Origin of the sequence: Streptomyces sp. NBC_00448, from assembly GCF_036014115.1 — a bacterium.
In the GTDB taxonomy this organism is placed as follows: Bacteria; Actinomycetota; Actinomycetes; order Streptomycetales; family Streptomycetaceae; genus Actinacidiphila.
This window is the reverse complement of record NZ_CP107913.1, coordinates 6,993,641-7,015,208: the sequence shown is the minus strand read 5'-3', so window position 1 is coordinate 7,015,208 and position 21,568 is coordinate 6,993,641. Positions and strand designations below refer to the sequence as shown.

At 70.9% G+C, this 21,568-nt stretch carries 19 protein-coding genes and 1 riboswitch; of the genes, 9 read left to right on the top strand and 10 right to left on the bottom strand.

All coding sequences use genetic code 11. The annotated features are described in order from the left end of the window. Positions 1 to 28 precede the first annotated feature (28 nt). Together OG370_RS30315 and OG370_RS30310 are read right to left on the bottom strand one after the other, a co-directional pair. Positions 29 to 1,771 carry an ABC transporter substrate-binding protein gene (locus OG370_RS30315; protein WP_328469814.1) on the bottom strand — a complete coding sequence of 581 codons (1,743 nt, stop codon included), beginning with the start codon at positions 1,769 to 1,771 and terminating at the stop codon, positions 29 to 31. A 103-nt stretch (positions 1,772 to 1,874) separates the two neighbouring features. Continuing rightward, positions 1,875 to 2,873 carry an ABC transporter permease gene (locus tag OG370_RS30310; RefSeq protein ID WP_328469812.1) on the bottom strand — a complete coding sequence of 333 codons (999 nt, stop codon included), beginning with the start codon at positions 2,871 to 2,873 and terminating at the stop codon, positions 1,875 to 1,877. Positions 2,874 to 3,197: 324 nt separating this feature from the next. Here OG370_RS30310 and OG370_RS30305 point away from each other — a divergent pair, with 324 nt between their 5' ends. After that, positions 3,198 to 4,727 carry a DUF885 family protein gene (locus OG370_RS30305; RefSeq protein WP_328469810.1) on the top strand — a complete coding sequence of 510 codons (1,530 nt, stop codon included), beginning with the start codon at positions 3,198 to 3,200 and terminating at the stop codon, positions 4,725 to 4,727. 173 nt (positions 4,728 to 4,900) lie between these two features. On the opposite strand, the gene OG370_RS30300 is transcribed toward OG370_RS30305, so the two are convergent. Then, positions 4,901 to 5,629 (bottom strand): enhanced serine sensitivity protein SseB C-terminal domain-containing protein, encoded by a 729-nt coding sequence (locus OG370_RS30300; RefSeq protein WP_443060769.1) that lies wholly within the window; start codon positions 5,627 to 5,629, stop codon positions 4,901 to 4,903. 273 nt (positions 5,630 to 5,902) lie between these two features. Next, the gene (locus OG370_RS30295) at positions 5,903 to 6,673 is read right to left on the bottom strand and encodes an enhanced serine sensitivity protein SseB (protein WP_328469808.1); all 771 of its coding nucleotides are present in this window, start codon (positions 6,671 to 6,673) and stop codon (positions 5,903 to 5,905) included. A gap of 133 nt (positions 6,674 to 6,806) precedes the next feature. Then, positions 6,807 to 6,925, top strand: a riboswitch (glycine riboswitch). Positions 6,926 to 7,115: 190 nt separating this feature from the next. Between OG370_RS30295 and gcvT the strand changes: the two genes are divergently transcribed. The 4 genes from gcvT (at position 7,116) to OG370_RS30275 (ending at position 11,652) form a co-directional block, all read left to right on the top strand. After that, the gene (gene gcvT / locus OG370_RS30290; protein ID WP_328469806.1) at positions 7,116 to 8,231 is read left to right on the top strand and encodes a glycine cleavage system aminomethyltransferase GcvT; all 1,116 of its coding nucleotides are present in this window, start codon (positions 7,116 to 7,118) and stop codon (positions 8,229 to 8,231) included. A gap of 168 nt (positions 8,232 to 8,399) precedes the next feature. Next, positions 8,400 to 8,780: a glycine cleavage system protein GcvH gene (gcvH, locus tag OG370_RS30285; RefSeq protein ID WP_328469804.1), complete on the top strand. Its 381-nt coding sequence runs from the start codon at positions 8,400 to 8,402 to the stop codon at positions 8,778 to 8,780. A gap of 11 nt (positions 8,781 to 8,791) precedes the next feature. Continuing rightward, positions 8,792 to 10,066 (top strand): serine hydroxymethyltransferase, encoded by a 1,275-nt coding sequence (gene glyA, locus OG370_RS30280; RefSeq protein ID WP_328469802.1) that lies wholly within the window; start codon positions 8,792 to 8,794, stop codon positions 10,064 to 10,066. A 200-nt stretch (positions 10,067 to 10,266) separates the two neighbouring features. After that, the gene (locus OG370_RS30275) at positions 10,267 to 11,652 is read left to right on the top strand and encodes an L-serine ammonia-lyase (protein ID WP_328469800.1); all 1,386 of its coding nucleotides are present in this window, start codon (positions 10,267 to 10,269) and stop codon (positions 11,650 to 11,652) included. 48 nt (positions 11,653 to 11,700) lie between these two features. On the opposite strand, the gene OG370_RS30270 is transcribed toward OG370_RS30275, so the two are convergent. After that, a complete protein-coding gene (locus OG370_RS30270; protein WP_328469798.1) occupies positions 11,701 to 12,684 on the bottom strand; it encodes an amidohydrolase family protein in 984 nt (327 codons plus the stop codon). Positions 12,685 to 12,792: 108 nt separating this feature from the next. On the opposite strand from OG370_RS30270, the gene OG370_RS30265 reads away from it, so the two are divergent. Further along, complete coding sequence (locus OG370_RS30265) at positions 12,793 to 13,263, top strand: MarR family winged helix-turn-helix transcriptional regulator (RefSeq protein WP_328469796.1); 471 nt, start codon at positions 12,793 to 12,795, stop codon at positions 13,261 to 13,263. A 138-nt stretch (positions 13,264 to 13,401) separates the two neighbouring features. Here the strand turns inward: OG370_RS30265 and OG370_RS30260 are convergent, their stop codons facing one another. Both OG370_RS30260 and OG370_RS30255 read right to left on the bottom strand, forming a co-directional pair. Continuing rightward, positions 13,402 to 14,964, bottom strand: coding sequence for an FG-GAP and VCBS repeat-containing protein (locus tag OG370_RS30260; RefSeq protein WP_328469794.1), 1,563 nt, complete (start codon positions 14,962 to 14,964; stop codon positions 13,402 to 13,404). A 189-nt stretch (positions 14,965 to 15,153) separates the two neighbouring features. Next, complete coding sequence (locus OG370_RS30255) at positions 15,154 to 15,900, bottom strand: DUF4232 domain-containing protein (protein ID WP_328469792.1); 747 nt, start codon at positions 15,898 to 15,900, stop codon at positions 15,154 to 15,156. Positions 15,901 to 16,076: 176 nt separating this feature from the next. On the opposite strand from OG370_RS30255, the gene OG370_RS30250 reads away from it, so the two are divergent. After that, entirely contained in the window at positions 16,077 to 17,630 is a 1,554-nt protein-coding gene (locus tag OG370_RS30250) for a helix-turn-helix domain-containing protein (RefSeq protein WP_443060768.1), read from the top strand. Here the strand turns inward: OG370_RS30250 and OG370_RS30245 are convergent. The 3 genes from OG370_RS30245 to OG370_RS30235 all read right to left on the bottom strand — a co-directional run bounded on the left by OG370_RS30245 (position 17,614) and on the right by OG370_RS30235 (position 19,613). Continuing rightward, on the bottom strand, positions 17,614 to 18,171 hold the full coding sequence (locus OG370_RS30245) for a 2'-5' RNA ligase family protein (RefSeq protein WP_328469788.1): 558 nt from the start codon (positions 18,169 to 18,171) through the stop codon (positions 17,614 to 17,616). The two genes, OG370_RS30250 and OG370_RS30245, sit on opposite strands and share 17 nt — an antisense overlap. Before the next feature lie 88 nt (positions 18,172 to 18,259). Next, the gene (locus OG370_RS30240) at positions 18,260 to 18,613 is read right to left on the bottom strand and encodes an EamA family transporter (protein WP_328469786.1); all 354 of its coding nucleotides are present in this window, start codon (positions 18,611 to 18,613) and stop codon (positions 18,260 to 18,262) included. A 25-nt stretch (positions 18,614 to 18,638) separates the two neighbouring features. After that, on the bottom strand, positions 18,639 to 19,613 hold the full coding sequence (locus tag OG370_RS30235) for an aldo/keto reductase (RefSeq protein WP_328469784.1): 975 nt from the start codon (positions 19,611 to 19,613) through the stop codon (positions 18,639 to 18,641). A gap of 184 nt (positions 19,614 to 19,797) precedes the next feature. Between OG370_RS30235 and OG370_RS30230 the strand changes: the two genes are divergently transcribed. Next, positions 19,798 to 20,235 (top strand): Lrp/AsnC family transcriptional regulator, encoded by a 438-nt coding sequence (locus tag OG370_RS30230; protein WP_328469782.1) that lies wholly within the window; start codon positions 19,798 to 19,800, stop codon positions 20,233 to 20,235. A gap of 170 nt (positions 20,236 to 20,405) precedes the next feature. Continuing rightward, entirely contained in the window at positions 20,406 to 21,485 is a 1,080-nt protein-coding gene (locus OG370_RS30225; protein WP_328469780.1) for a glycoside hydrolase family 19 protein, read from the top strand. Positions 21,486 to 21,568 lie beyond the last annotated feature (83 nt).

Genomic DNA, 21,568 nt, shown 5'->3' with positions numbered 1-21,568 from the left:
TGCCTTTCGGTGCGTAGGAGCCTTGCGGCTACTTCGAGGAACCCATCAGCAGGAAGTCGTACATGCCCAGGTACGCCTGAGTGACCGTCACGTTGGTGGCGGAGTCCGGGCGGTAGAGCAGGTTCTTGCGGTAGATCAGCGGCACCACCGAGGCGTTCGCCATCACCATCTTGTCGATGTCGCCCCACGCCTTGGTCCGGGCGGCGGTGTCGGTGTTGGAGATCGCCGAGGACAGCGCCTGGTTGATCTTCGGGTCGTTCAGCTCCATCAGGTTGTTGCCACCGGACGGCTTGATCGCGCTGCCGTCGACGATCTGGTCCAGGAACCCGTAGCCGGTCGGCCAGTCGGCGCCCCACGCCATCATCATCATGCCGACGCCGTGCGAGTGCACGTAGTCCGGGACGCCCGCGTAGTTGGAGAAGTACTTGTCCGACGGGAAGGTCTTGATGTTGACGGTGATGCCGACCTTCTTCAGCGCCGCCTGGATGGCGGTGGCGCCGTCGATCTCGGGCTGCCGGTCGCTGCGCGCGGTGAGCGTGGTGGTGAAGCCGCTGGGCTTGCCGCACGCCGCGAGCGCCGCCTTGGCCTTGGCCACGTCACCGTTGTTGCCCGCGGTCGGGTACTCGTCGAACTTGGTGTAGCCGTTCACCGACGGGGGCAGCAGGGTGCTGGCCACGTCGCCCTTGACCGCGCCGCCCTCGGCGTTGACCACGGAGGTCTTGTTCACCGCGTACTGCACGGCCTTGCGGCAGTTGATGTTGTCGAACGGCTTCACGTGCAGGTTGAGCGCCATGTACGAGGTGGCGCCGGCGATGGAGTCGTCGGTGTGCGCCAGCCGGTTCTTGTTGCCCAGGATCTTCGACTGCGTCTCCGCCTCGACACCGGTGCCCTGGAGGTCGACGGTGAGGTTGTCGGAGAGCAGGTCGTTGTCGATCGTCTTCTGGTTGACGTTGAACTTCAGCACGTACTTGTCGGGCAGCGCGGTGCGGATCGGGTCGGTGGCCTTGCTCCACTCCGGGTTGCGCACCAGCGTGGCGCCCTTGCCCTCGGAGTAGGAGGAGAACTTGTACGGGCCGGTCGACTGGATGTGCTGCACGTACGTGGCGCCGGTGTCCTTGGACTGCTCGACCGGAGCGGTCTGCGAGAACGTCGCCAGGTAGTCGAAGTCGGCGAACGGCTGCGCCAGGTGGAAGACGATCGTCTGGTTGTCGGGCGTCTCTATGGACGACAGCCCGTTCGGGCTCTTGTCCTTGTACGGGCCCTGGTACTTGCTGTCGTCGGCCAGGTAACTCTTGAAGTACACCGGGCCGTTGGACATCACGTCGGGCGCGAAGTTGCTGCGCTCGATCGCGTACTTGACGTCCTTGGAGGTCACCGGGGTGCCGTCCTGGAACTTCACACCCGTGCGCAGGTGGTACGTCCAGGTCTTCGCGTCGGGGCTGGAGGTGCCGAGTCCGGTCGCCAGGTCCGGGACCACCGTCAGACCCGCCTTGCCGGCCGCCGGCTTGAAGGTCAGGAGCGTACGGGCGTAGAGCCGGGAGAAGTCCTGCACCCAGCCGTAGTAGGTGTTGCCCGGGTCGAGGGAGTCAGGGCCGGTGGAGTGGTCGGCGGTGACCGTCCCGCCCTTCTTGCTCGACGCGTTGACGATCGAGGTCAGCGCCTGGTCCTTCTTGCCCGAGCCGCTGGAGCCGCCCGAGCCGCCGCAGGCGGACACGCCGAGTGCCATCGCCAAGCAGAGCGCGAGAGCGGAGGTCACCTTTCTGGTGTTCATACCGGGGTACGCCCCTCACTTCCTATTTGAGTCGCCGGGTCGGCCATGGGTGCCGCACGGCACACGAGGTGCCACCCGGGGTCGGTGGGTCATCCCTGCGGAATCACTTGCTGCGCGGATCGAGGGCGTCCCGCAGCCCGTCGCCGAAGAGGTTGAAGGCCAGCACCGTGATGAAGATCGCGAGGCCGGGCACGAACATGTACTGCGGGTCGGACTGGTAGACGTCGACCGCGCTGGTCAACATGCCGCCCCAGGAGGCCTGCGGAGGCGCGATGCCGACCCCGAGGAAGCTCAGGGCGGCCTCGAACAGGATGTTGGTGGGGATCAGCAGCGTGGAGTAGACGAGGATCGGCGCCACGAGGTTCGGCAGCAACTCGCGGAAGAGGATGAACGGCCCGCGCGCGCCCATGCCGCGGGCGGCGTCGACGAACTCGCGCTCGCGCAGGCTCAGCGTCTGGCCGCGGACGATCCGGCCCATGTAGGGCCAGTTGAAGAAGCCGATCACGAAGATCAGCACGCAGATCCGCAACGGAAGCCCGCTCAGCCCGAAGGCGCCGTCCTGCAGCGAGGCCGAGATGGAGATCGCGAACAGCAGCAGCGGGAAGGCGAGGAAGACGTCCATCAGCCGGCTGATCAGGCTGTCCACCCAGCCGCCGTAGTAGCCGGCGATGACGCCGAGCACGGTGCCGATCACGTTGGACAGCACGGTGGCACCGGTGGCCACCAGCATGGAGATCCAGGAGCCCTCGATGATCCGGGCCAGGATGTCGCGGCCGAACTTCGGGTCCACGCCCAGCGGGTGGGACCAGCTCATGCCGCCCCAGCCGCCCTTGGGCGACAGCAGTTCGGGGTCGACCAGGTTCTGGTGGAAGGCGTTCGGATCGAGGTTGAAGACCATCTCGATCGGCTTGGCGAGGATCGCCAGCAGCACCAGCAGCAGCACCACCACGCCGCCGGCCATCGCGACCTTGTCTCGTCTGAGCCGGCCCCAGGCGATCTGACCGAGCGAGCGCCCCTCGATCATGCCTCGCCCGGCCCCGCTGAGTACGGCCTCCGGATGCGCTTCGGCCTGTCCGGAGGTGGTCTCGATAGGTGCGGTCATGGCGTTTGCCGACCCCTCTCGCCGGTGGGTAACCGGCGCGCGCCCGCCGCTGTAGCGGCTTCCTCGTCAGTTGGTGCACTTGATGCGGTAGTTGCAGATGGCACTGAGGTCACCCACAGTGGCCGCTCGACGTGATCATGCGTGCGACGTGCGTATCCACTACGCGCGTTGCGGTTGGGACATGTCAACACCAAGGTGTCTTGCCGCTGGATTCTTCTTCTGGTTGGCGATCACCCGCCAGACCTGGCCGCGAAGGGATGCGCAACTGTGATGTGGGTGGTTCTTTCATCGTTACCGACGCGTACCTCGGGGTACGGTCGGTTGATGGACGAACGGCTGCGCGCGGTCTGCGACCTGATGATGCCCCAGGCCCGGGAGATGTCGGGCCTGCACGAATACGACGGCCGGGTGCAGGATCTGTCCCCCCAGGGAGTCCGCGACGGGCTGGCGGCCATGGCCCGCGCCCGGCGCGGCGACCCGCTCCGGGACCCGCACGACGAAGCCCACCTTGCGGTCTTCGAGGAGGCCCTGCGCGTGCAGTTCGGCGAGCTCGAACTGCACCGGCGCGACCCCTACCCGCACCTGTCCAACCTCGAACTGGCCTGCTACGGCCGGGAGTACGCCCCGCGCGGGGACCGCGCCCGGGCCCGCCGGGAACACCTCGCGCGGTGGCCGGAGGCCGTGGACGCCGCACTGTCCTCGCTCGACCAGGTACGGGCCCCGGTCGCCGAGGCGCTGCTCGGTTCGGTGCTCGGCCTGGCCGCCGACCTGGACCCGGACGCCGGCGAGGTCGAACGGGCCGCCCTGCGCGCGCACGAGCGGCTGGTCGGCCACATCCAGCACATCGCCGAACACGGCGACCCCGACCCCCGGCTCGGCGGACGGGCGCTCGCCGCGCTGATGGGCGCCCAGGAGGGCGTGCGGGTGGACCTCACCGAACTGGCCGGGCGGGCCGACCGGGAGCGCGCCCGGCTCACCGAACTGCTCACCGACTCCTGCCGCGTCCTGGACCCGCGCAGCGACGTGGACGAACTGCTGCCCGGCCTGCTCGCCGACCACCCGGGCGCCGACGGCGTGATCGCCGAGGCGGCCCGACTCACCGAGGAAGCCATCGAGTTCACCCGCGAGCGGGGGCTCGCGCCCTACGTGGACGGCGAGTGCCTGGTCGGCCCGGCGCCCGCGTCCCGGCGCTGGGCGATGGCCATGATGACGTGGTCGGCGCCGGCCGAGCCCGACGCGCCCTCCTGGTACCACGTGACGCCGCCCGACGCGGACTGGCCCGCCGACGAGCGCGAGGAGTGGCTGACGGTCTTCAGCCGCACCAGCATGCCGTCCATCACCCTCCACGAGGTGGCCCCCGGGCACTTCGCGCACGGCCGCGCGCTGCGCCGGGCGCCGTCCCCGGTCCGTCGCCTCCTGCACAGCCTCTCGTTCTCCGAGGGCTGGGCCCACTACGTCGAGGAGGTCTGCCTCGACGAGGGGTTCCGCGCGCGTGACCCGCGCTTCGCGATCGGCGTGGCCCTCGAAGCGCTGGTCCGGGTCACCCGGCTCACCTGCGCGATCGGTTTGCATACAGGGGCGCTGTCGCTGGACGAGGCCGCGAGGTACTTTGTGCGCGACGCCCACCTTTCGCCTGCGGCGGCCTCGGCGGAGGCGCGGCGCGGCACGTTCGACGCGGGCTATGGGCGGTACACCTGGGGCAAGTTGGAGATCCTCCGGGTGCGCCGGCGCGCGGAGCGGGAGTGGGGCGCGGACTTCTCCCTGCCCCGTTTCCACGGTGCCCTCATGCACTTGGGCAGCCCGCCTTTGGGGTTGCTCGACGCGGTGGTCCGCCCGCCCGGCCCCACCACGTGATGTCCCGGACCTTACGGTCCGCTGTGGCTTGTCGCGCAGTTCTCCCCCTGGCTTCGCCGGGAGGTGCCCCCACCCCCAGAGCTTCGCCTGGGTGGGGGTGCCCCCGGCGGAGCCAGGGCGAGTACCCCCAGCGCCCCGGTAAGTGCGGCCACTACCAGGGGGTCAGGGGCGCCCTACCTGTCGAAGAAGGGGCGGCCGAAGGTGCGCATCCAGAGGGCGACCGGGTCGTAGGGGTCGGCCATGGCCACCGTGGAGACGGCGACGCCGTCAGGTACGCCGGCGACCGCCTGCTGCATCATGAGGCGGACGGACTCCACCGCCTGCGCGGCACCTTCGTAGAGTTCGACGCCGATCGCGAGGTAGGGCTCGCCGAGTACGGGCTGCACCCAGGCCTGCCGGAGCGCCCGCACCGCGGAGGTGCGGTGCGCGGCCTGCGCGAGAAGCGCGTAGAACTGCGGCATCTGCAGGGACGGTTCCCCGATCTGGAGCGGGCCGGCGGGCAGCAGGTCGAGCCCGACCGCGATCCTGCGCAGGTCCGCCCAGGGGATGCCGATCCCGCCGCCGGCCGCGTGCGGGTTGAGCCACAGCCCGGAGCGGTCCGGGTAGAGGGTCTGCGCGATGTCCCGCCCGGAGACCACCTCGTGGTCGCGGTTCCAGCCGCTGGCGGCCAGCTCACGCGGCGAGGTGAAGCACGGCGCGTAGCCGTACCCGCCGATCTCCATGGTGCCGTACTGCGCGTCGGACGCCCCGGAACTGCCGTGCCACAGCAGCATCCACACCTGGCCCTCGGCGAGTGACGCGAGCAGGTTCTCGTATGCGTCGAACCGGCCGGGAGCCACCTGGAGCAGCATCTGCTCCACATGGCCGGCCTGCGCCGCACCGCCTTGCGCGCCCGCGATCACGTGGGACCGCCCCTTTCCCCTCGTTTCGTTCTGCTCTTCGCACGACATCAAACCAGGTCGAGTGTGCCCAGCGGTATGGCGACCGACTCAAGCGGAACCGGCTATAGACCAGGTATACGACCGTTGAACGGGCGCGAGGCGGCCGGACCCGCCCGCCACACGACCGCGGCCAAGATCACCGCCGGGCCGCGGCCCGATCACCGCCCGACCACCGCCGGGCCGCAGCCGGTTCGCGGCTCGCCCGCGGACTCGCCCGCGAACTCGGTCGCGGACTCAGTCGCGGGCGAAGAACGGCCGCACCGTCTCCAGCAGCCAGTCGCCCACCGGGTCCTGCGCCACGTCCAGCAGGATCAGGTGCACCGGCCACGGCGGCGGGGCCACGCCCATCGCCCGGCCGAGCGCGTCCATCGCGGCGGCCCGGTCGTCCTCCTGCCAGCGGTCGAGTTCCACACCGATGAACAGGGCGGGCGGCTCCTCCTCCACGGCGGCCAGCGCCCGCCGGCCGGAGAGCAGCACCGGGGTGACCGCGAACTCGCCGGCCGCGGCGGCCAGGAAGTCCACCGGTTCCTCGTCGTGGCCCGGCTCCCACAGCCGCACCCGGGCACCGGGGGGCGCGTCCGCGCCGCGTACCCCGGAGAACTGCGGCGCGCGCTCGCCCGGCACCGGCCGGCACAGCTGGGCCACCGCGGCCGGCGGCAGCGGCACGCCGACCGCCCCGCCGGGGTTGACCGCGATGCCGACCAGCGGCGGCAGCCCGCGGGCGAACTCGTGCACCGGCGCGACCGTGCAGGACATGCCGTCCGCGGCCTGCCGGAACTGCTGCTCGGAGCTGAAGACCGGTACGTAGGGCGCGCCGCCGAGCACGACGGTCGGCAGGTCGAGGCCGGCCGCGTCCGGCGAGCCGCCGTTCGGCAGCGGCACCCACACCTGGGAGCGGCCGAGCACCTCCAGCAGCCGGGGTGTGGCCGACGGATTGCCGAGGCTGGCCCCCAGCACCTCTTCCAGCTCGTTCGCCGGCCATATGTACGGTGCCGGATTCTCCATGTCCACCCTTGTCCGCCCGTGTACCGCGTCTGTAGCGTTGTGCAGCGTCGTGCCCGGGAAACCCTAACCGCTGCCGGGGGCCGGGGACCCTGGGCATGCAATGATGAAGACCACAACTTGCATACCGGCCGTTCGAGGCCGCGCGGGAGAGCCCCGGACCTGTGCACGCGACCAGTTCGCGGGCGCCGGGACGGGCGCCGAAGGAGCAAGTCCTCCCTTGAATCTCTCAGGCACAGATACCGCGCGGGCGAGGCAGATCTGAAAAGCGGCGGAGCCGTCGGCGCACCCTCGGGTGTGCGGTCCCGCCCACCCAAGGTGCAAACCGCGGCCCGCGCGAGCGGGGTTCACGGTGAACCTCTCAGGTTCCGATGACAGATGGGGAGTGTCCATCCGTCATCTCTCCTTCCTCTTCACCGAGACCGAGCCTGGGAGCCTGTCACCGATGAGCGAACCCCGTCACACCGCGCTCGACGCCCTGCACCGCGCCCTCGGCGCGACCATGACCGACTTCGCCGGCTGGGACATGCCGCTGCGGTACGCCAGCGAGCGCGAGGAGCACCAGGCGGTCCGCACCCGGGCCGGTCTCTTCGACCTGTCGCACATGGGCGAGATCACCGTGACCGGCCCGCAGGCGGGCGAGGCGCTGGACCACGCCCTGGTCGGCCACCTGTCCGCGCTGGCGGTGGGCCGGGCCCGCTACACGATGATCTGCGCGCCCGACGGCGGCATCCTCGACGACCTGATCGTGTACCGGCTCGGCGAGCAGGAGTTCATGATCGTCGCCAACGCGTCCAACGCGCAGACCGTGCTCGACGCGGTGGCGCTGCGCGCGGCGGAGTACGACGCGCAGGTCCGCGACGACCGCGACGCGTACGCGCTGCTGGCCGTCCAGGGCCCGCAGGCCCCGGCGATCATGAAGGCGGTGACCGACGCCGACCTGGACGGGCTGAAGTACTACGCCGGGCTGCCCGGCACCGTCGCCGGGGTGGACGCGCTGATCGCCCGCACCGGCTACACCGGGGAGGACGGCTTCGAGCTGTTCGTCGCGCCGGCCGACGCCGAGCGGCTGTGGCGGGCGCTGACCGATGCTGGCGAGTCGGCCGGCCTGGTGCCGTGCGGGCTGTCCTGCCGGGACACGCTCCGCCTGGAGGCGGGCATGCCGCTGTACGGGCACGAGCTGACCGCCTCGGTCACGCCGTTCGACGCCGGGCTCGGCCGGGTGGTCAAGTTCGACAAGCCCGGGGACTTCGTCGGGCGCGCCGCGCTGGGCGCCGCCGCCGAACGGGCCAAGGACCTGCCACCGCGCAAGCTCGTCGGGCTGGTCGCGCAGGGCCGCCGGGTGCCGCGGGCCGGCTACCCGGTCACCGACGCCTCGGGCGCGGTGATCGGCGAGGTCACCTCGGGCGCCCCGTCGCCGACCCTCGGCAAGCCGATCGCGATCGCGTACGTGGACGCGGCGCACGCGGCGCCCGGCACGCCGGGGGTCGCGGTGGACATCCGCGGCTCGCGGGAGCCGTACGACGTCGTGGCGCTGCCGTTCTACCGGCGCGAGCGCTGAGCGGACCGAGCCCGCTCCCCCGTCGCCCCACCCGGCGCCGGTTCCGCGACTCGCACCGCACCGCACCTCGCCGTTTCCCCGTTCTTCCCCCTCGCCCCCCTTTCCCTCAGCTTTCCGTTTGCCGTGCCGCACCCGCGAGCACCCCTGTCGATCCGGGAGAATTCAGCCATGAGCATCAACCCTGAGCAGCTTCGTTACAGCAAGGAGCACGAGTGGCTCTCCGCCCCCGCCGACGGCGCGGCCACGGTGGGCATCACCTCGCACGCCGCCGACGCGCTCGGCGACGTGGTCTTCGTCCAGCTCCCCGAGGTGGGCGCGACGGTGACCGCGGGTGAGACCTGCGGCGAGCTGGAGTCCACCAAGTCCGTCAGCGACCTGTACTCGCCGGTCGGCGGCGAGGTCACCGAGGTGAACCAGGACGTCGTCGAGGACCCGTCGCTGGTGAACACCGCGCCCTTCGAGGGCGGCTGGCTGTTCAAGGTGAAGGTCGCCGAGGAGCCGTCCGACCTGCTGTCCGCCACCGAGTACGACGCCTTCATCGAGAACTGAGGGAACCCGCGATGTCGCTGCTGAACCAGTCCCTGCACGAGTTCGACCCGGATGTGGCGGCCGCGGTCGACGCCGAGCTGCACCGCCAGCAGTCCACGCTGGAGATGATCGCGTCCGAGAACTTCGCGCCGGTCGCCGTGCTGGAGGCGCAGGGCTCGGTGCTCACCAACAAGTACGCGGAGGGCTACCCCGGCCGCCGCTACTACGGCGGCTGCGAGCACGTCGACGTGATCGAGCAGCTCGCCATCGACCGGGTCAAGGCGCTGTTCGGCGCCGACGCGGCCAACGTGCAGCCGCACTCGGGCGCCCAGGCGAACGCCGCCGCGATGTTCGCCCTGCTCAAGCCGGGTGACACCATCCTCGGCCTGGACCTGGCGCACGGCGGGCACCTGACCCACGGCATGAAGATCAACTTCTCCGGCAAGCTCTACAAGGTCGCCGCGTACCACGTGGACGCGGAGACCAACCTGGTCGACATGGCCGAGGTGGAGCGGCTGGCCAAGGAGCACCACCCGCAGCTCATCGTGGCGGGCTGGTCGGCGTACCCGCGGCAGCTGGACTTCGCGGAGTTCCGCCGGATCGCCGACGAGGTCGGCGCGTACCTGATGGTCGACATGGCGCACTTCGCCGGGCTGGTCGCGGCCGGGCTGCACCCCTCCCCCGTGCCGTACGCCGACGTGGTCACCACCACGACCCACAAGACGCTCGGCGGCCCGCGCGGCGGGGTGATCCTGGCCAAGGCCGAACTCGCCAAGAAGATCAACTCGGCGGTCTTCCCGGGGCAGCAGGGCGGCCCGCTGGAGCATGTGATCGCCGCGAAGGCGGTCGCGTTCAAGGCCGCGGCGACGGACGAGTTCAAGGACCGCCAGTCCCGTACGCTGGAGGGCGCGAAGATCCTCGCCGACCGGCTGACCCGGCCCGACGTGGCGGAACTCGGCGTCTCCGTGCTCTCCGGCGGTACCGACGTCCACCTGGTCCTGGTCGACCTGCGCAACTCCGCGCTCGACGGCCAGCAGGCCGAGGACCGGCTGCACGCGGTCGGCATCACCGTCAACCGCAACGCGATCCCGAACGACCCGCGGCCCCCGATGGTCACCTCGGGTCTGCGGATCGGCACGCCCGCGCTGGCGACGCGGGGCTTCACCGCCGACGACTTCCGCGAGGTCGCCGACATCATCGCGGCGACGCTCACCGCGTCGCCGGCCTTCCCGCCGTCGGAGAGCGGGCCCTTGCGGCAGAGGGTCACCGCGCTGGCGGAGAAGCACCCGCTGTACCCGGGCCTGTAGCCGGGTCGCCGGTTCGTGTCCGCCCGCGCCACGTGGTCGCGGGTACTCCCCCGTGCGAAGCTCAAGGGGGAGGCGGGCACGAACCGGCCACCGGCCGGCCGGCGGGACACCGTATCCGGCCCGGCAGCGCGCCCCCGCCGAGCGCGGCCGCAGCACCCTGCGGACAACGGCGTCCGCGAACCCCAGGAGCTAAGAACACCGTGGCAATCTCCGTCTTCGACCTGTTCTCCATCGGAATAGGCCCGTCCAGCTCGCACACCGTCGGCCCGATGCGGGCGGCGAACATCTTCGTGCACCGCCTGAAGAACGAGGCGCTGCTCGCCCATACCGTCTCCGTCCGGGCCGAGCTGTTCGGCTCGCTCGGGGCGACCGGCCACGGCCACGGCACCCCGAAGGCCGTCCTGCTGGGCCTGTCCGGCCACTCGCCGCGCACCGTCGACGTGGAGACGGCCGACGACGAGGTCGCCCGTATCCGCGCCGAGCACCGGCTGGGCCTGCTGGGCACCCACGAGATCGCCTTCGACGCCGACACCGACCTGGTGCTGCACCGGCGCCGCTCGCTGCCGTACCACGCCAACGGGATGACGCTGTCGGCGTACGACGACGCCGGCGAGGTGCTGCTGGCGAAGACCTACTACTCGGTGGGCGGCGGCTTCGTGGTCGACGAGGACGCGGTCGGCGAGGACCGGATCAAGCTGGACGACACGGTGCTACGCCACCCCTTCCGCACCGGCGACGAACTGCTGCGGCTGTCCCGGGAGACCGGGCTGTCGATCTCCGCGCTGATGATGGAGAACGAGAAGGCCTGGCGCGGCGAGGCCGAGATCCGGGCCGGGCTGCTGGAGATCTGGCAGGTGATGCGGGACTGCGTGGAGCGGGGCATGTCCCGTGAGGGCATCCTGCCCGGCGGCCTGAAGGTGCGCCGCCGCGCCGCGCAGTCCGCCCGCCAGCTGCGGGCCGAGGGCGATCCGTCCACCCGCGCGATGGAGTGGATCACCCTCTACGCGATGGCCGTCAACGAGGAGAACGCGGCGGGCGGCCGGGTCGTCACCGCCCCCACCAACGGCGCCGCCGGGATCATCCCGGCCGTCCTGCACTACTACCTCGCCTTCGTCTGCTCGCCCACCACCTCCGCCGCCGACCGGGACGACGCGGTGGTCCGGTTCCTGCTGGCCGCGGGCGCGATCGGCATGCTCTTCAAGGAGAACGCCTCCATCTCCGGCGCCGAGGTCGGCTGCCAGGGCGAGGTCGGCTCGGCCTGCTCCATGGCCGCGGGCGGCCTCGCGGAGATCCTCGGGCTCACCCCGGAACAGGTCGAGAACGCCGCCGAGATCGGCATGGAGCACAACCTCGGCCTCACCTGCGACCCCGTCGGCGGCCTCGTCCAGATCCCCTGCATCGAGCGCAACGGCATGGCCGCGGTCAAGGCCGTCACCGCCGCCCGCATGGCCATGCGCGGCGACGGCCGCCACCACGTCTCCCTCGACAAGGTCATCAAGACCATGAAGCAGACCGGCGCCGACATGAAGGTCAAGTACAAGGAGACCGCGCGGGGCGGGCTCGCGGTCAACGTGATCGAGTGCTGACGGCATAGCCGCTGACCTGCGGCTTCCGGTTTTCCGGCTCGGCGCTGGCTAGGTGAGCCGCAGGATGCGCTCGGCGTTCGCGTGGGCGACCTTGGCCTTGTCCGGTGGGGCCAGGGGCGCGGTGCGCATGAACTCGGCCGCCGTCGCGGTCGGCTCGAACGGGTAGTCGATCGAGAACATCACGTTGTCGACGCCGATGGTCTGGATCGCGTCGACGAGCGCCGCGTGCGAGAACACGCCGGAGGTGGTGATCACGATGTTCGTTCCGAAGTACTCCGAGGGCGCCTTCTTCAGCGGCCGCTGCACGTCGGGGTCGAGATCGCGGTAGCGGGCGTCGACGCGGTAGAGCTGCGCGGGCAGGAACTCGCCCATGTGCCCCAGGATGATCCGGGCGCCGGGGAACCGGTCGAAGACGCCGCCGAAGACCAGCCGCAGCGCGTGCCCGCCCGTGCTGTGGTTCCAGCCCCACGTCGCGTGCTCCAGCCCCGGGTACCCCTGGACGACGTTCCAGTGGTCGGACGGCACCGGGTTCGGGTGGATGTAGAGCGGGACGCCGAGGTCCTGCAGGGTCTCCCAGAACGGCGCGTACTGCGGCTCGTCCAGGTAGTGGCCGAGGGTGTGGTCGTTGACCAGGGCGCCGCACAGGCCGAGTTCCTCGATGGCGCGGCGCAGTTCGGCCGCGGCCCGCTTCGGGTCCTGCAGCGGGACGGCGGCCAGGCCCTGGAACCGGCCCGGGTGCTCGCCGACGACGGTGGCGAGGAAGTCGTTGGCCATGCGGGCGTCGGCCACCGCGATCCGCGGGTCCGGCTGCATCTGGACGCCGGGGGCGGTCAGGGAGAGCACCTGCAGGTCGACGCCGTTCCGGTCCATGTCCGCGAGCCTGAACTCGGTGAAGTCGGGCAGCAACCGCCTTACGTTCGCGAGCACTTCGGGCTTCAGGGGGATATGGCCGACCGGCGAGCCCTGGGTCTGCAGCTTGTCGTACCAGAACGCTTCCTCTAGGGCGATCAGCTTCATCGGAGCGCCTCTCATCCATCCGTTCCGCTTGAGTCACGGATCGGCGGTGCCGTCGGCGGAAGGGCGGCGGACACCGCGCAAACCATTAAGTAGCTTAATGGTTCTCAGTGCTACGGTAACACGGTGCCCAGCGAAGACAAGTCGACCCAGGAACCGCTCGCCAAGCTGCTGTGGCGGGCCCACAACTGGTTCCGTACGGCCGTGACCGCGCACCTTGAGGACGGCGCCGGCGGGGTGAGTCCGGCGCACGCGACGCTGCTGAGCCAGCTCGATCCGGACGGCATGCCGATGTCCGACCTGGCCCGGCAGATGGGTGTGAGTCCCCCGGCGACCCACCAGATGGTCCACCAACTCGCCGCCCTCGGGCTGCTCCAGGTGGTGCCGAACCCCCGCTCGGGACGGTCGAAACTCGTCGTGCTCACGCCGGAAGGTCTCACCCGCCGCCGGCAGGCGCTGGAGGTACTCGACGATCTGGAGGCGGAGTTGGCGCAGCGGATCGGGAAGCGGCGGGTCACGGCGCTGCGTGACGCGCTCGAACAGGGCTGGGGTGACACCGCCGCCGCGGACCGTACGTCCACGGCGGCGGGTGCGTAGCCCGGATTGGTGTGGCCCCGAATTGGCGCAGTCGGGATCGTGCGTGCGCCCGCCCGTCAGTCGGGGCGGGCGCACGACGGCCGGCCGTTGGCAGGCGACCGTTGACGGTCAACGGCCGGCCGTTGACGGGGCGAGGGTTCAGACGCCCTCGTTGATGTCCACGTCGGCCGGGGTGGTGCTGAGTTCCTCGCCGAAGTAGGCGCCGACCCCGCTGGTGCCCATGGTGGAGGAGCCGAAGTTGGCGGTGCCGGTGCCGGTCAGACCGGTGGTGGTGCCGTGCAGCACCCAGACCGCGCCGGTGCCGGCGTTCTCGTCCGGGTCGCCGATCACCACCTGCGCCGGGTCGGAGGGCGTCGCCGGGAGCGCGCCGACCACGGCGCCGAACTTGTCACCGCTCTCGGAAGCGCCGGGTACGCCGTCGGAGTTCTGCGTGAAGACCTGGGAGCCGGTCCCGGTGACACCCTTCGAGGAGCCGAGCAGGAGAAGGAACGAGCCCGCGTTGGTCAGCCCGTCGTAGTCCTCACCGGGCACGCCCGCGACGACGTCGGCGTACCCGTCGCCGTTGACGTCACCGACCGCCACGGATGCGCCCATCGCGTCGCCGGTCTCGCCGACGCCCGGGACGCCCGGGGTGTCCTGGTTGATCCACACCGGCGGGAGGGTGGTGCTCTGACCGTGGGGGCCGCCGTAGACGATCGTGACGGCGCCGCCCTTGACCGGCAGGTCCTCGTCGCTGTCGTAGTAGTCGGTGCTGTGGCCGAAGACGATGTCCCCGTAGCCGTCGCCGTTCACGTCGCCGATCGCCACGCTCTGGCCGGGCACCCGCATCCCGCTGGTCTGCTTGGCGTATCCGGCGTAGGTGAACCCGTTCGCGCCGCCCAGCAGCAGGTAGCCGCGGTAGGAGTCGGGCTCGTCCGTGTCGGTGACCAGGGCCACGAGGTCGGTGGTGCCGTCGCCGTTGATGTCGCCCGCCGCGATGCTGTGCAGGGTCACCGTGTCGCCGCGCTCCACATCCCACAGGTTGAGGTCGGAGACCGAGGCGACCTTGCCGTCCGCGCCGATCCCGGACAGCGTCCGCAGGGTCTGGCTGCCGTAGGAGGTGACCAGTTCCTGCTTTCCGTCGCCGTTGAAGTCGCCGGCCTGGAGGAAGCCGCCGACCCCCGCGTGCGCGGTGGCTCCGGTGTCGATGGCGGTGGCGTTGCCCAGACCGGACGCGCTGCCCCACAACACGGTCAGCATGCCCGCGTCGACACCGGACGCGTCGGTGCCGATGTCCTCCCCGGAGGCGCCGACCACGAGGTCGGTGTAGCCGTCACCGTTGAGGTCCACCGGCACCACCGTGGACCCGAACCGGTCAAGTGCCTCGGAGCCGCCGGGGATTCCGGGGCTGTCCTGCGCGAACAGGTAGTGCTTCGCCTGGTCGACGCCGCCGGCCGCGCCGTACACCACCGACACGTAGCCGGCCTCGGACTTGCCGCTGGCGGTCCCGTACGGCGAACCGACCGCCATGTCGGCGTGGCCGTCCCCGTTGAAGTCGACGACCTGCGCCTTCTGGGTGGCTTTGGCCCCCGCGGTGGCCGCGTGCGCGGTGCCGCCGGGGGCGGCCTGGGCCACCGCCGCCGGTGCGACCACCGCGCTGACCACGGCCACGGCAGCCGCCAGCGCCAGCCGGTGGGCGCGACGGGGGATACGTTGAGACATTCGGGCTCCGTTCAACGATGATGCGACGACCGGATGATGTTCCGGTGAACTCCCGCGACGTAGGACTCGCCGGCCCGGGGAACAGTTGTACGGGCGGAAGGGATCGGTCCGTGGGCCCGCGACGGGCCCGGGCGGATGTCGGCTCTCGGCTTTCGGCTTTCGGCTTTCACTGCCGGTTGTTCGCCGGGGTCACCAGGCCAGGGCGAGGTCCATCGTCTGCTGCCAGTAGGTGGTGGCGAGGGAGTCGTCGATGTAGACGCCCTTGGCGGGCAGCGAGGGGTGGGCGGCGCTGCCGACGCTCCCGACGCCGGAGCGGCCGGAGAAGTAGACCTCCAGGCTCTTCACGGTGCGGCCGTTCTTGCCGCTGCCGTCGCTCGCGGACAGGGCGACCGAGGCGTAGCCGGACTGGCCGGGCTCCAGGGTGACCACGGCCTGCGGCACGGAGTCCTTGATGACCGGCGGCACCGCCTGCGCGTCGGTGAACCTCAACTCCGGGTAGTTGTAGAGGTAGCACGTCTTGCTGCCGGTGTTGGTGACCGTGAGCAGCATGTGGTTCACCGGACGGTTCAACGGAGCCGCCACCACCTTCGTGTCGGAGCCCTGGCAGGTGACCGGCGCCCCCGAGGCGGCCGGGACCTTGGTGGGAACACCCTTCGCCGCCGGCCGGGTAGCACCCGACCCCGCGGACGGCTTGACCCCGGACGGCGCCGTGGTGGCCGGCGCGGACCCGCCGTCAGCGGAACCCGCGGCCGTGGAATCCGCGGCCATGGGGGCGCCCGCCGAGGGCGCCAAGGTCGCCGAGACGTCAGCCGTCGAAGCACCCTCGTTCCTGCTGCCCGATCCATCGTCACTGCAGGCGGTCAGGGAGAGCGCAGCGAGCACGACGGTCGCGGCGGCACCGAGGAGACGGCTACGGGTGTTTCGGATGATGGACATGAGGTCGTGCCTCTTTCGCGGTTCTGGTGGTCGGAGTGCTTGGATGAGGGGAGCTTGTGGGGAGATCCGTCCCAACCGCCACGCGCGGCGGACAGTTGGGGACACTGGAACGCAGAACACCGCTCTGAGCAGGGGGAACACGGTGCCCCTGGAACGCTGGAACGGGACACTGCGAAATGGAGGCACGGGTGTCGGGTGCGGCAGGAGCCAGGGAGACGGACCAGTTCGCGACGCTTCTGCGCGAGCTCAAGGACCGCTCGGGACTGAGCTACGGGGGGCTGGCCAAGCGGCTGCACATGAGCACGTCGACGCTGCACCGCTACTGCAACGGGACCGCGGTCCCGAACGAGTACGCGCCGGTGGAACGCCTCGCACGCGCGTGCCGGGCGACCCCGCAGGAACTCGTGGAGCTGCATCGGCGCTGGGTGCTGGCGGACGAGGCGCGCAGGCTCAGGGGGGATCAGGCGGCGGCGACGCGGGCGGAGGCGGCGGCTTCGGGTGACGCCGGCGCGGGTACGGTCGCGGGCGCGGCGGCGGGCGCGGCAGCCGGTCCGGCCGCGGACTCGGCGTGGGCCCCCGCCCCGGCACCGGCCCCGGACACAGCTCAGGGCGCCGGCTGGGCCGATCCCGCGGCCGGGGCAGGGGCGCCGCAGACGGCGGGCACCGGATCAGCGGCGGAGTCGGACCGTACCGCGGCACTTCCCGCCTCCTCCCCCGGACCGTCGCCCGCACCAGGACTGACAGCGGGACCCGCGCAGGACGGGGACGGCGGGCCGGACGAGCCGGACGGCCAGGTCGTCGTGCGGCTGCCGCGTGGCCCCTCGTCGCCGCGGCGGCGCCGCAACGCGCTGATCGCCTCCGCCGCGGCGGCCGCCGTGCTCGCGACCACGGCGCTCGTCGCACACCCATGGGACCGGGCCGGCGACAACGCCCGTGACCAGCAGGCCGTCGGCGCCACCGCGAGCAGCGACACGGCCGACGCGAAGGCGCCGTCCACCACCCCGTCGCCGACCGGGTCTCGGCACACCCGGTCCGCGTCGCCGTCGACCCCCGCGAGCAGCGGCACGTCCGGTGCCCCGCAGGGCGTGACCACCCAGGGCGCGAAGTCGACGCCCACCGGGAGCAGCAGCAAGGGCACCCCGCTCACCGTCGGCGTCCGCCCCTACGCCTTCGACGATCCGTGCCGCCAGCACTTCCTCGTCGACAGCGCGCCCGCGCAGGTCGGCCCGCCCGGGAACGAGCAGGACGCGCCGCGATGGGCCGCCGCGTACGGCGGGGTCTCCTCGGGCGAGCAGCGGATCGCCCTCACCATCCAGGGCACCGGCTCGGACACCGTCGTCCTGCAGGCGCTGCACGTACGCGCCATCAGCAGCGGCGCCCCGCTCGCCTGGAACGACTACTCGATGGGGGTCGGCTGCGGTGGCGGCGTGGACGTCAAGACCTTCGACATCGACCTCGACAACGGCAGCCCCACGGCCACGGTCCTGAACGGTCAGCGCAACTTCCCCTACAAGGTCAGCGAGTCCGACCCGGAGGTCTTCTACGTCACTGCGCACACCAAGGCGCACGACGTCCGCTGGGACCTGAGCCTGGACTGGTCCAGCGGCACCCGCAGCGGCACGATCAGCATCAACGACAAGGGCACCCCCTTCCACACCAGCGCAGACGTCGACCGCCCCGGCTACGACTACCCCAACGGCGGCAGCGACTGGATCAAGCGCGACAGCTGACCGGCCTCGTAAGGTCGTACGCGGTACGGTCCCGCCAGCGTGCTCCGTCCCAGACGATCAGGTGGACCGCGCGGACGTGGCTGGTCAGCGGCAGGGACGCGGCGAGTTCGGCCTCGCACGCGTCGTGCGCGGCGCCGGAGTCCGCGGGGTCGTCGCTGACCGCGACCGTCAGGTGCGGGCCGGGCCCCGGACCGAAGATCCCCCGGTACGGCAGCGCTTCGGGCCAGCGCCGCGTGAGGTCCTTGGTCAGCGCGACCACCGGGTCGTGCGGCCACGGGTCGAGGTAGAGCACGCCGGGATAGCGTCCGAACTCGCCGAACGTCAGGGTGAACGCGTCGTGCCCGGCGAACAGTTCGGCCAGTTCACGGTGGACTCGCGCGTCGATGCGGCTCTCGTGCAGGAACGGGTAGAGCACGGTCACATGCGCGGGGAACCCGGCCCGGACCAGCGGGTCCGCCTCGGGAACCTTGATGGTGAGTGCGGTGTCGCCGGGGACGTCCGGCCACCCGTCCTCCTCCTGCGCGCGCTGCGTGGTCTGCATACTGCTCCTGTCTGCGCGACCTACCGGGCCGGAACCGCGGGAGCCCACGCCCCGGCGAGACCTGAACCGGCCCCGACCCCGACCCCGGTCATGACGTGTCCGGCTGCTCCTGGCGTATCGCAACACCGGCGATCACCGTGGCCACACCGATGATGTCGCGCCAGGTGGGTATCTGGCCAAGCACGACCAGCCCGATCACAGTGGACGACGCGGGCAGCAGCGCCAGCAGGAAGGCCAAGACGGACCGCGGCAGCCGGGCCATGGCCAACTGATCGCTGGCGTAGGGAATGACGGAGGAGCAGACTCCCACCCCGATCCCCCACAGCAGCCACAGCAGCCACAGCGGGTGGACGAAGGCGGTGCCGGCGTCGCCGATCCCGAACGGGGTGGCCACCACCGCGGCGACGACCATGCACGCGCCGAGCTGGTCGATCCCCGCCATCGCACTGCTCCGCCGCTCGCCCGGGTCACGTTCGCCAACCGGGCCCGGTCGTCGCGATCCGGTGGCCGAGGACCATGTAGAGCATGAAACCGACGCAGTTGGCGAAGGCGTATCCGAACCCGAGGCGCTCACCGGCCAGGCGTACATCGGTGAGAACCGCCACCCCACCGACGGCCAGGGCGAGCGCGGCGAGGTTGCGGCCGCTGTGGCTCCCGACGAGGGCCAGGACGACCACCCCGAGGAACTCGATCGCCCCCACCGTCGACAACGGCAGCCGGTCGACGGCCAGCGGGTCGCTGCGGCACCGGACCGTGCTACGTCCACCGCCACGGGTGCGGCTGCCGGTCAGGAACCCGCGGGCGAGCGGGCTGTAGGGCAGCACGCCGAGGTCGCGGCAGAGCGGGATCATCTCCCGCTCCTCCTCGCGGTAGGCGAGGTTGTAGAGGTTCTGCATCGACACGAATCCGCTCCACCCGTGGGCCCGGGCGGTGTACTGCGCCTTGGCGAACTGCCACGCGTACACGCTGGATGCCCCCGGATATCGGACCTTTCCCGCCCGCACGAGTTCGTCGAGGGCGCACATCGTCTCCTCGATCGGGGTCGCGTCGTCCCATCGGTGAATTTGGTACAGGTCGATGTGGTCGGTGCCCCGCCGGCGCAACGACGCGTCCACCGCGGCGTGCAGGTGCTTGCGGGGCAGGCCCCGCGAGGTCGGCGCGTCGCCCATCGGGAAGTACACCTTCGTGGCGAGCACATAGTCGTCGCGGGAGCCGAAGACCTCGCGCAGCAGAGTGCCGGTGACCTCCTCACTCGCGCCCTGGTCGTACATGTCCGCGGTGTCGAAGAACGTCCCGCCCGCCTCCGCCGCCGCCCGCACCAGGGGCAGCGCCGCGTCGGCGTCCAGGTGCCAGGCGCGGCGCGAGGTGTCGCCGTAACTCATCATCCCCAGCCCGACCCGCGACACCACCAGGCCGGACAACCCGACGCGCGAATACCGCATGCTTCCCCTTGTCCCGCCGAAATGGCGTCGTATTCGCTGTTTACGACCTTGACCGCCCGGCTATTCTCCTCTGCACCGGGCTTCCGTTGAAGCCGATATTGAAGCCCTAGGAGCGAATGTGCCTGGAAAATCCAAGAAGAAGAGGCGGATTTCCTTTGGCGAGCCACACCCGGCCCTGGACGAGATGAACGTCAGACTCCTCGCCGAACTCCACCGCAACCCACGCCTGCCCATGTCCGCCCTCGCCCGCATCGTCGGCATGTCGGCGCCCGCCGTCACCGACCGGGTGCGCCGGTTGGAGGAGGACGGCGTCATCACCGGCTTCCGCATGGCCGTCGACCCATCGGCACTCGGCCTGCCCGTCACCGCCCTGGTACGGGTACGGCCCGGCCCCGGACAACTGCCCAACCTGATGGCCCTCGCGACCGACCACGAACAGGTCAGCGAAAGCCACCGGCTCACCGGCGAGGACTGCCTGCTGCTGAAGATCCACACGGCGACCATCGACGGCCTCGAAGCCGACCTCGACGAGTTCCTCCTCTACGGCCAGACCACCACATCCCTCGTCGTGGCGACCCCGGTCCCGCCACGCCCCCTTCCACTCCCCTCACCCGCCGAGTAGGACTCTCCCACGGGCAGCACCGGGCACCCATGGGTGAACACCGGGCCGATTCCTCTCCGTTGGACCTCCCATCGACCCCTCAGAATTGGTCTGGACTATTGACAGGTTCAGACCATTTCCGTTTGAGTGCTGACTCCGGTCCCACTTCGCACCCCCACAAGGAGTGGCACGTGTCGAGACAACGGTTCATCGCCTTCCTCACCGCGCTCGCGGTCGCGGTCGGCCTGGCGGTCATGGTCCCCTTCGCATCCTCCGCTTCAGCCACGGACTGCGCCGCCGCCTGGAGTTCCTCCTCTGTCTATACGGGCGGCCAAACCGCCTCTTACAACGCGCACAACTGGTCGGCGAAGTGGTGGACCCAGGGCGAGACCCCCGGTTCCGCAGACGTCTGGGCCGACCAGGGCGCCTGCGGCAACTCAGGCGGCGGCACCGGCGGCTCGACCGGCGGCAACGACAGTTGCAGCTACCCCGCCTGGGTCGCGGGCCAGAACTACGTCACCGGCGACATCGTGCAGTACACCAACGGCAGCGACTACATCGCCACCCACGACAACCCGGGCTACGACCCGACCATCAGCACCTGGTACTGGAGCCCGTACAGCTGCTCCGGCGGTGGCGGCACCACGCCCCCGACCAACGGCGCATTCGTGGTCAGCGAGGCGCAGTTCAACCAGATGTTCCCGAACCGGAACTCCTTCTACACCTACGCCGGCCTCACCGCCGCCCTCAGCGCCTACCCGGGCTTCGCCACCACCGGCAGCGACACCGTCCAGAAGCAGGAGGCCGCGGCCTTCCTCGCCAACGTCAGCCACGAGACCGGCGGCCTCGTCTACGTCACCGAGATCGACAAGTCCGGTAACTACTGCGCCTCTGAGCCCTACGGCTGCCCGGCCGGTACCTACTCGTACTACGGGCGCGGCCCTATCCAGCTCAGCTGGAACTTCAACTACAAGGCCGCGGGCGACGCGCTCGGCGTCGACCTCCTGGACAACCCCAGCCTCGTCGAGACCGATCCCGCCATCTCCTGGAAAACCGGACTTTGGTACTGGGACACCCAGACCGGACCGGGCACCATGACCCCGCACGACGCCATGGTCAACGGCGCCGGCTTCGGCGAGACCATCCGTAGCATCAACGGCAGCATCGAGTGCAACGGCGGCAACCCCGCCGAGGTCCAGGACCGCGTCAACGCCTACGAGAACTTCACCTCCATCCTCGGCGTCCCCGCGGGCAACAACCTCTCCTGCTGACCCGGCCCCTGCTCCACCCGCGCCCCGCACGCTGACGCGCCCCGCCCTCGGCGGGGCGCGTCAGCGTGCCGGGACGACGACCA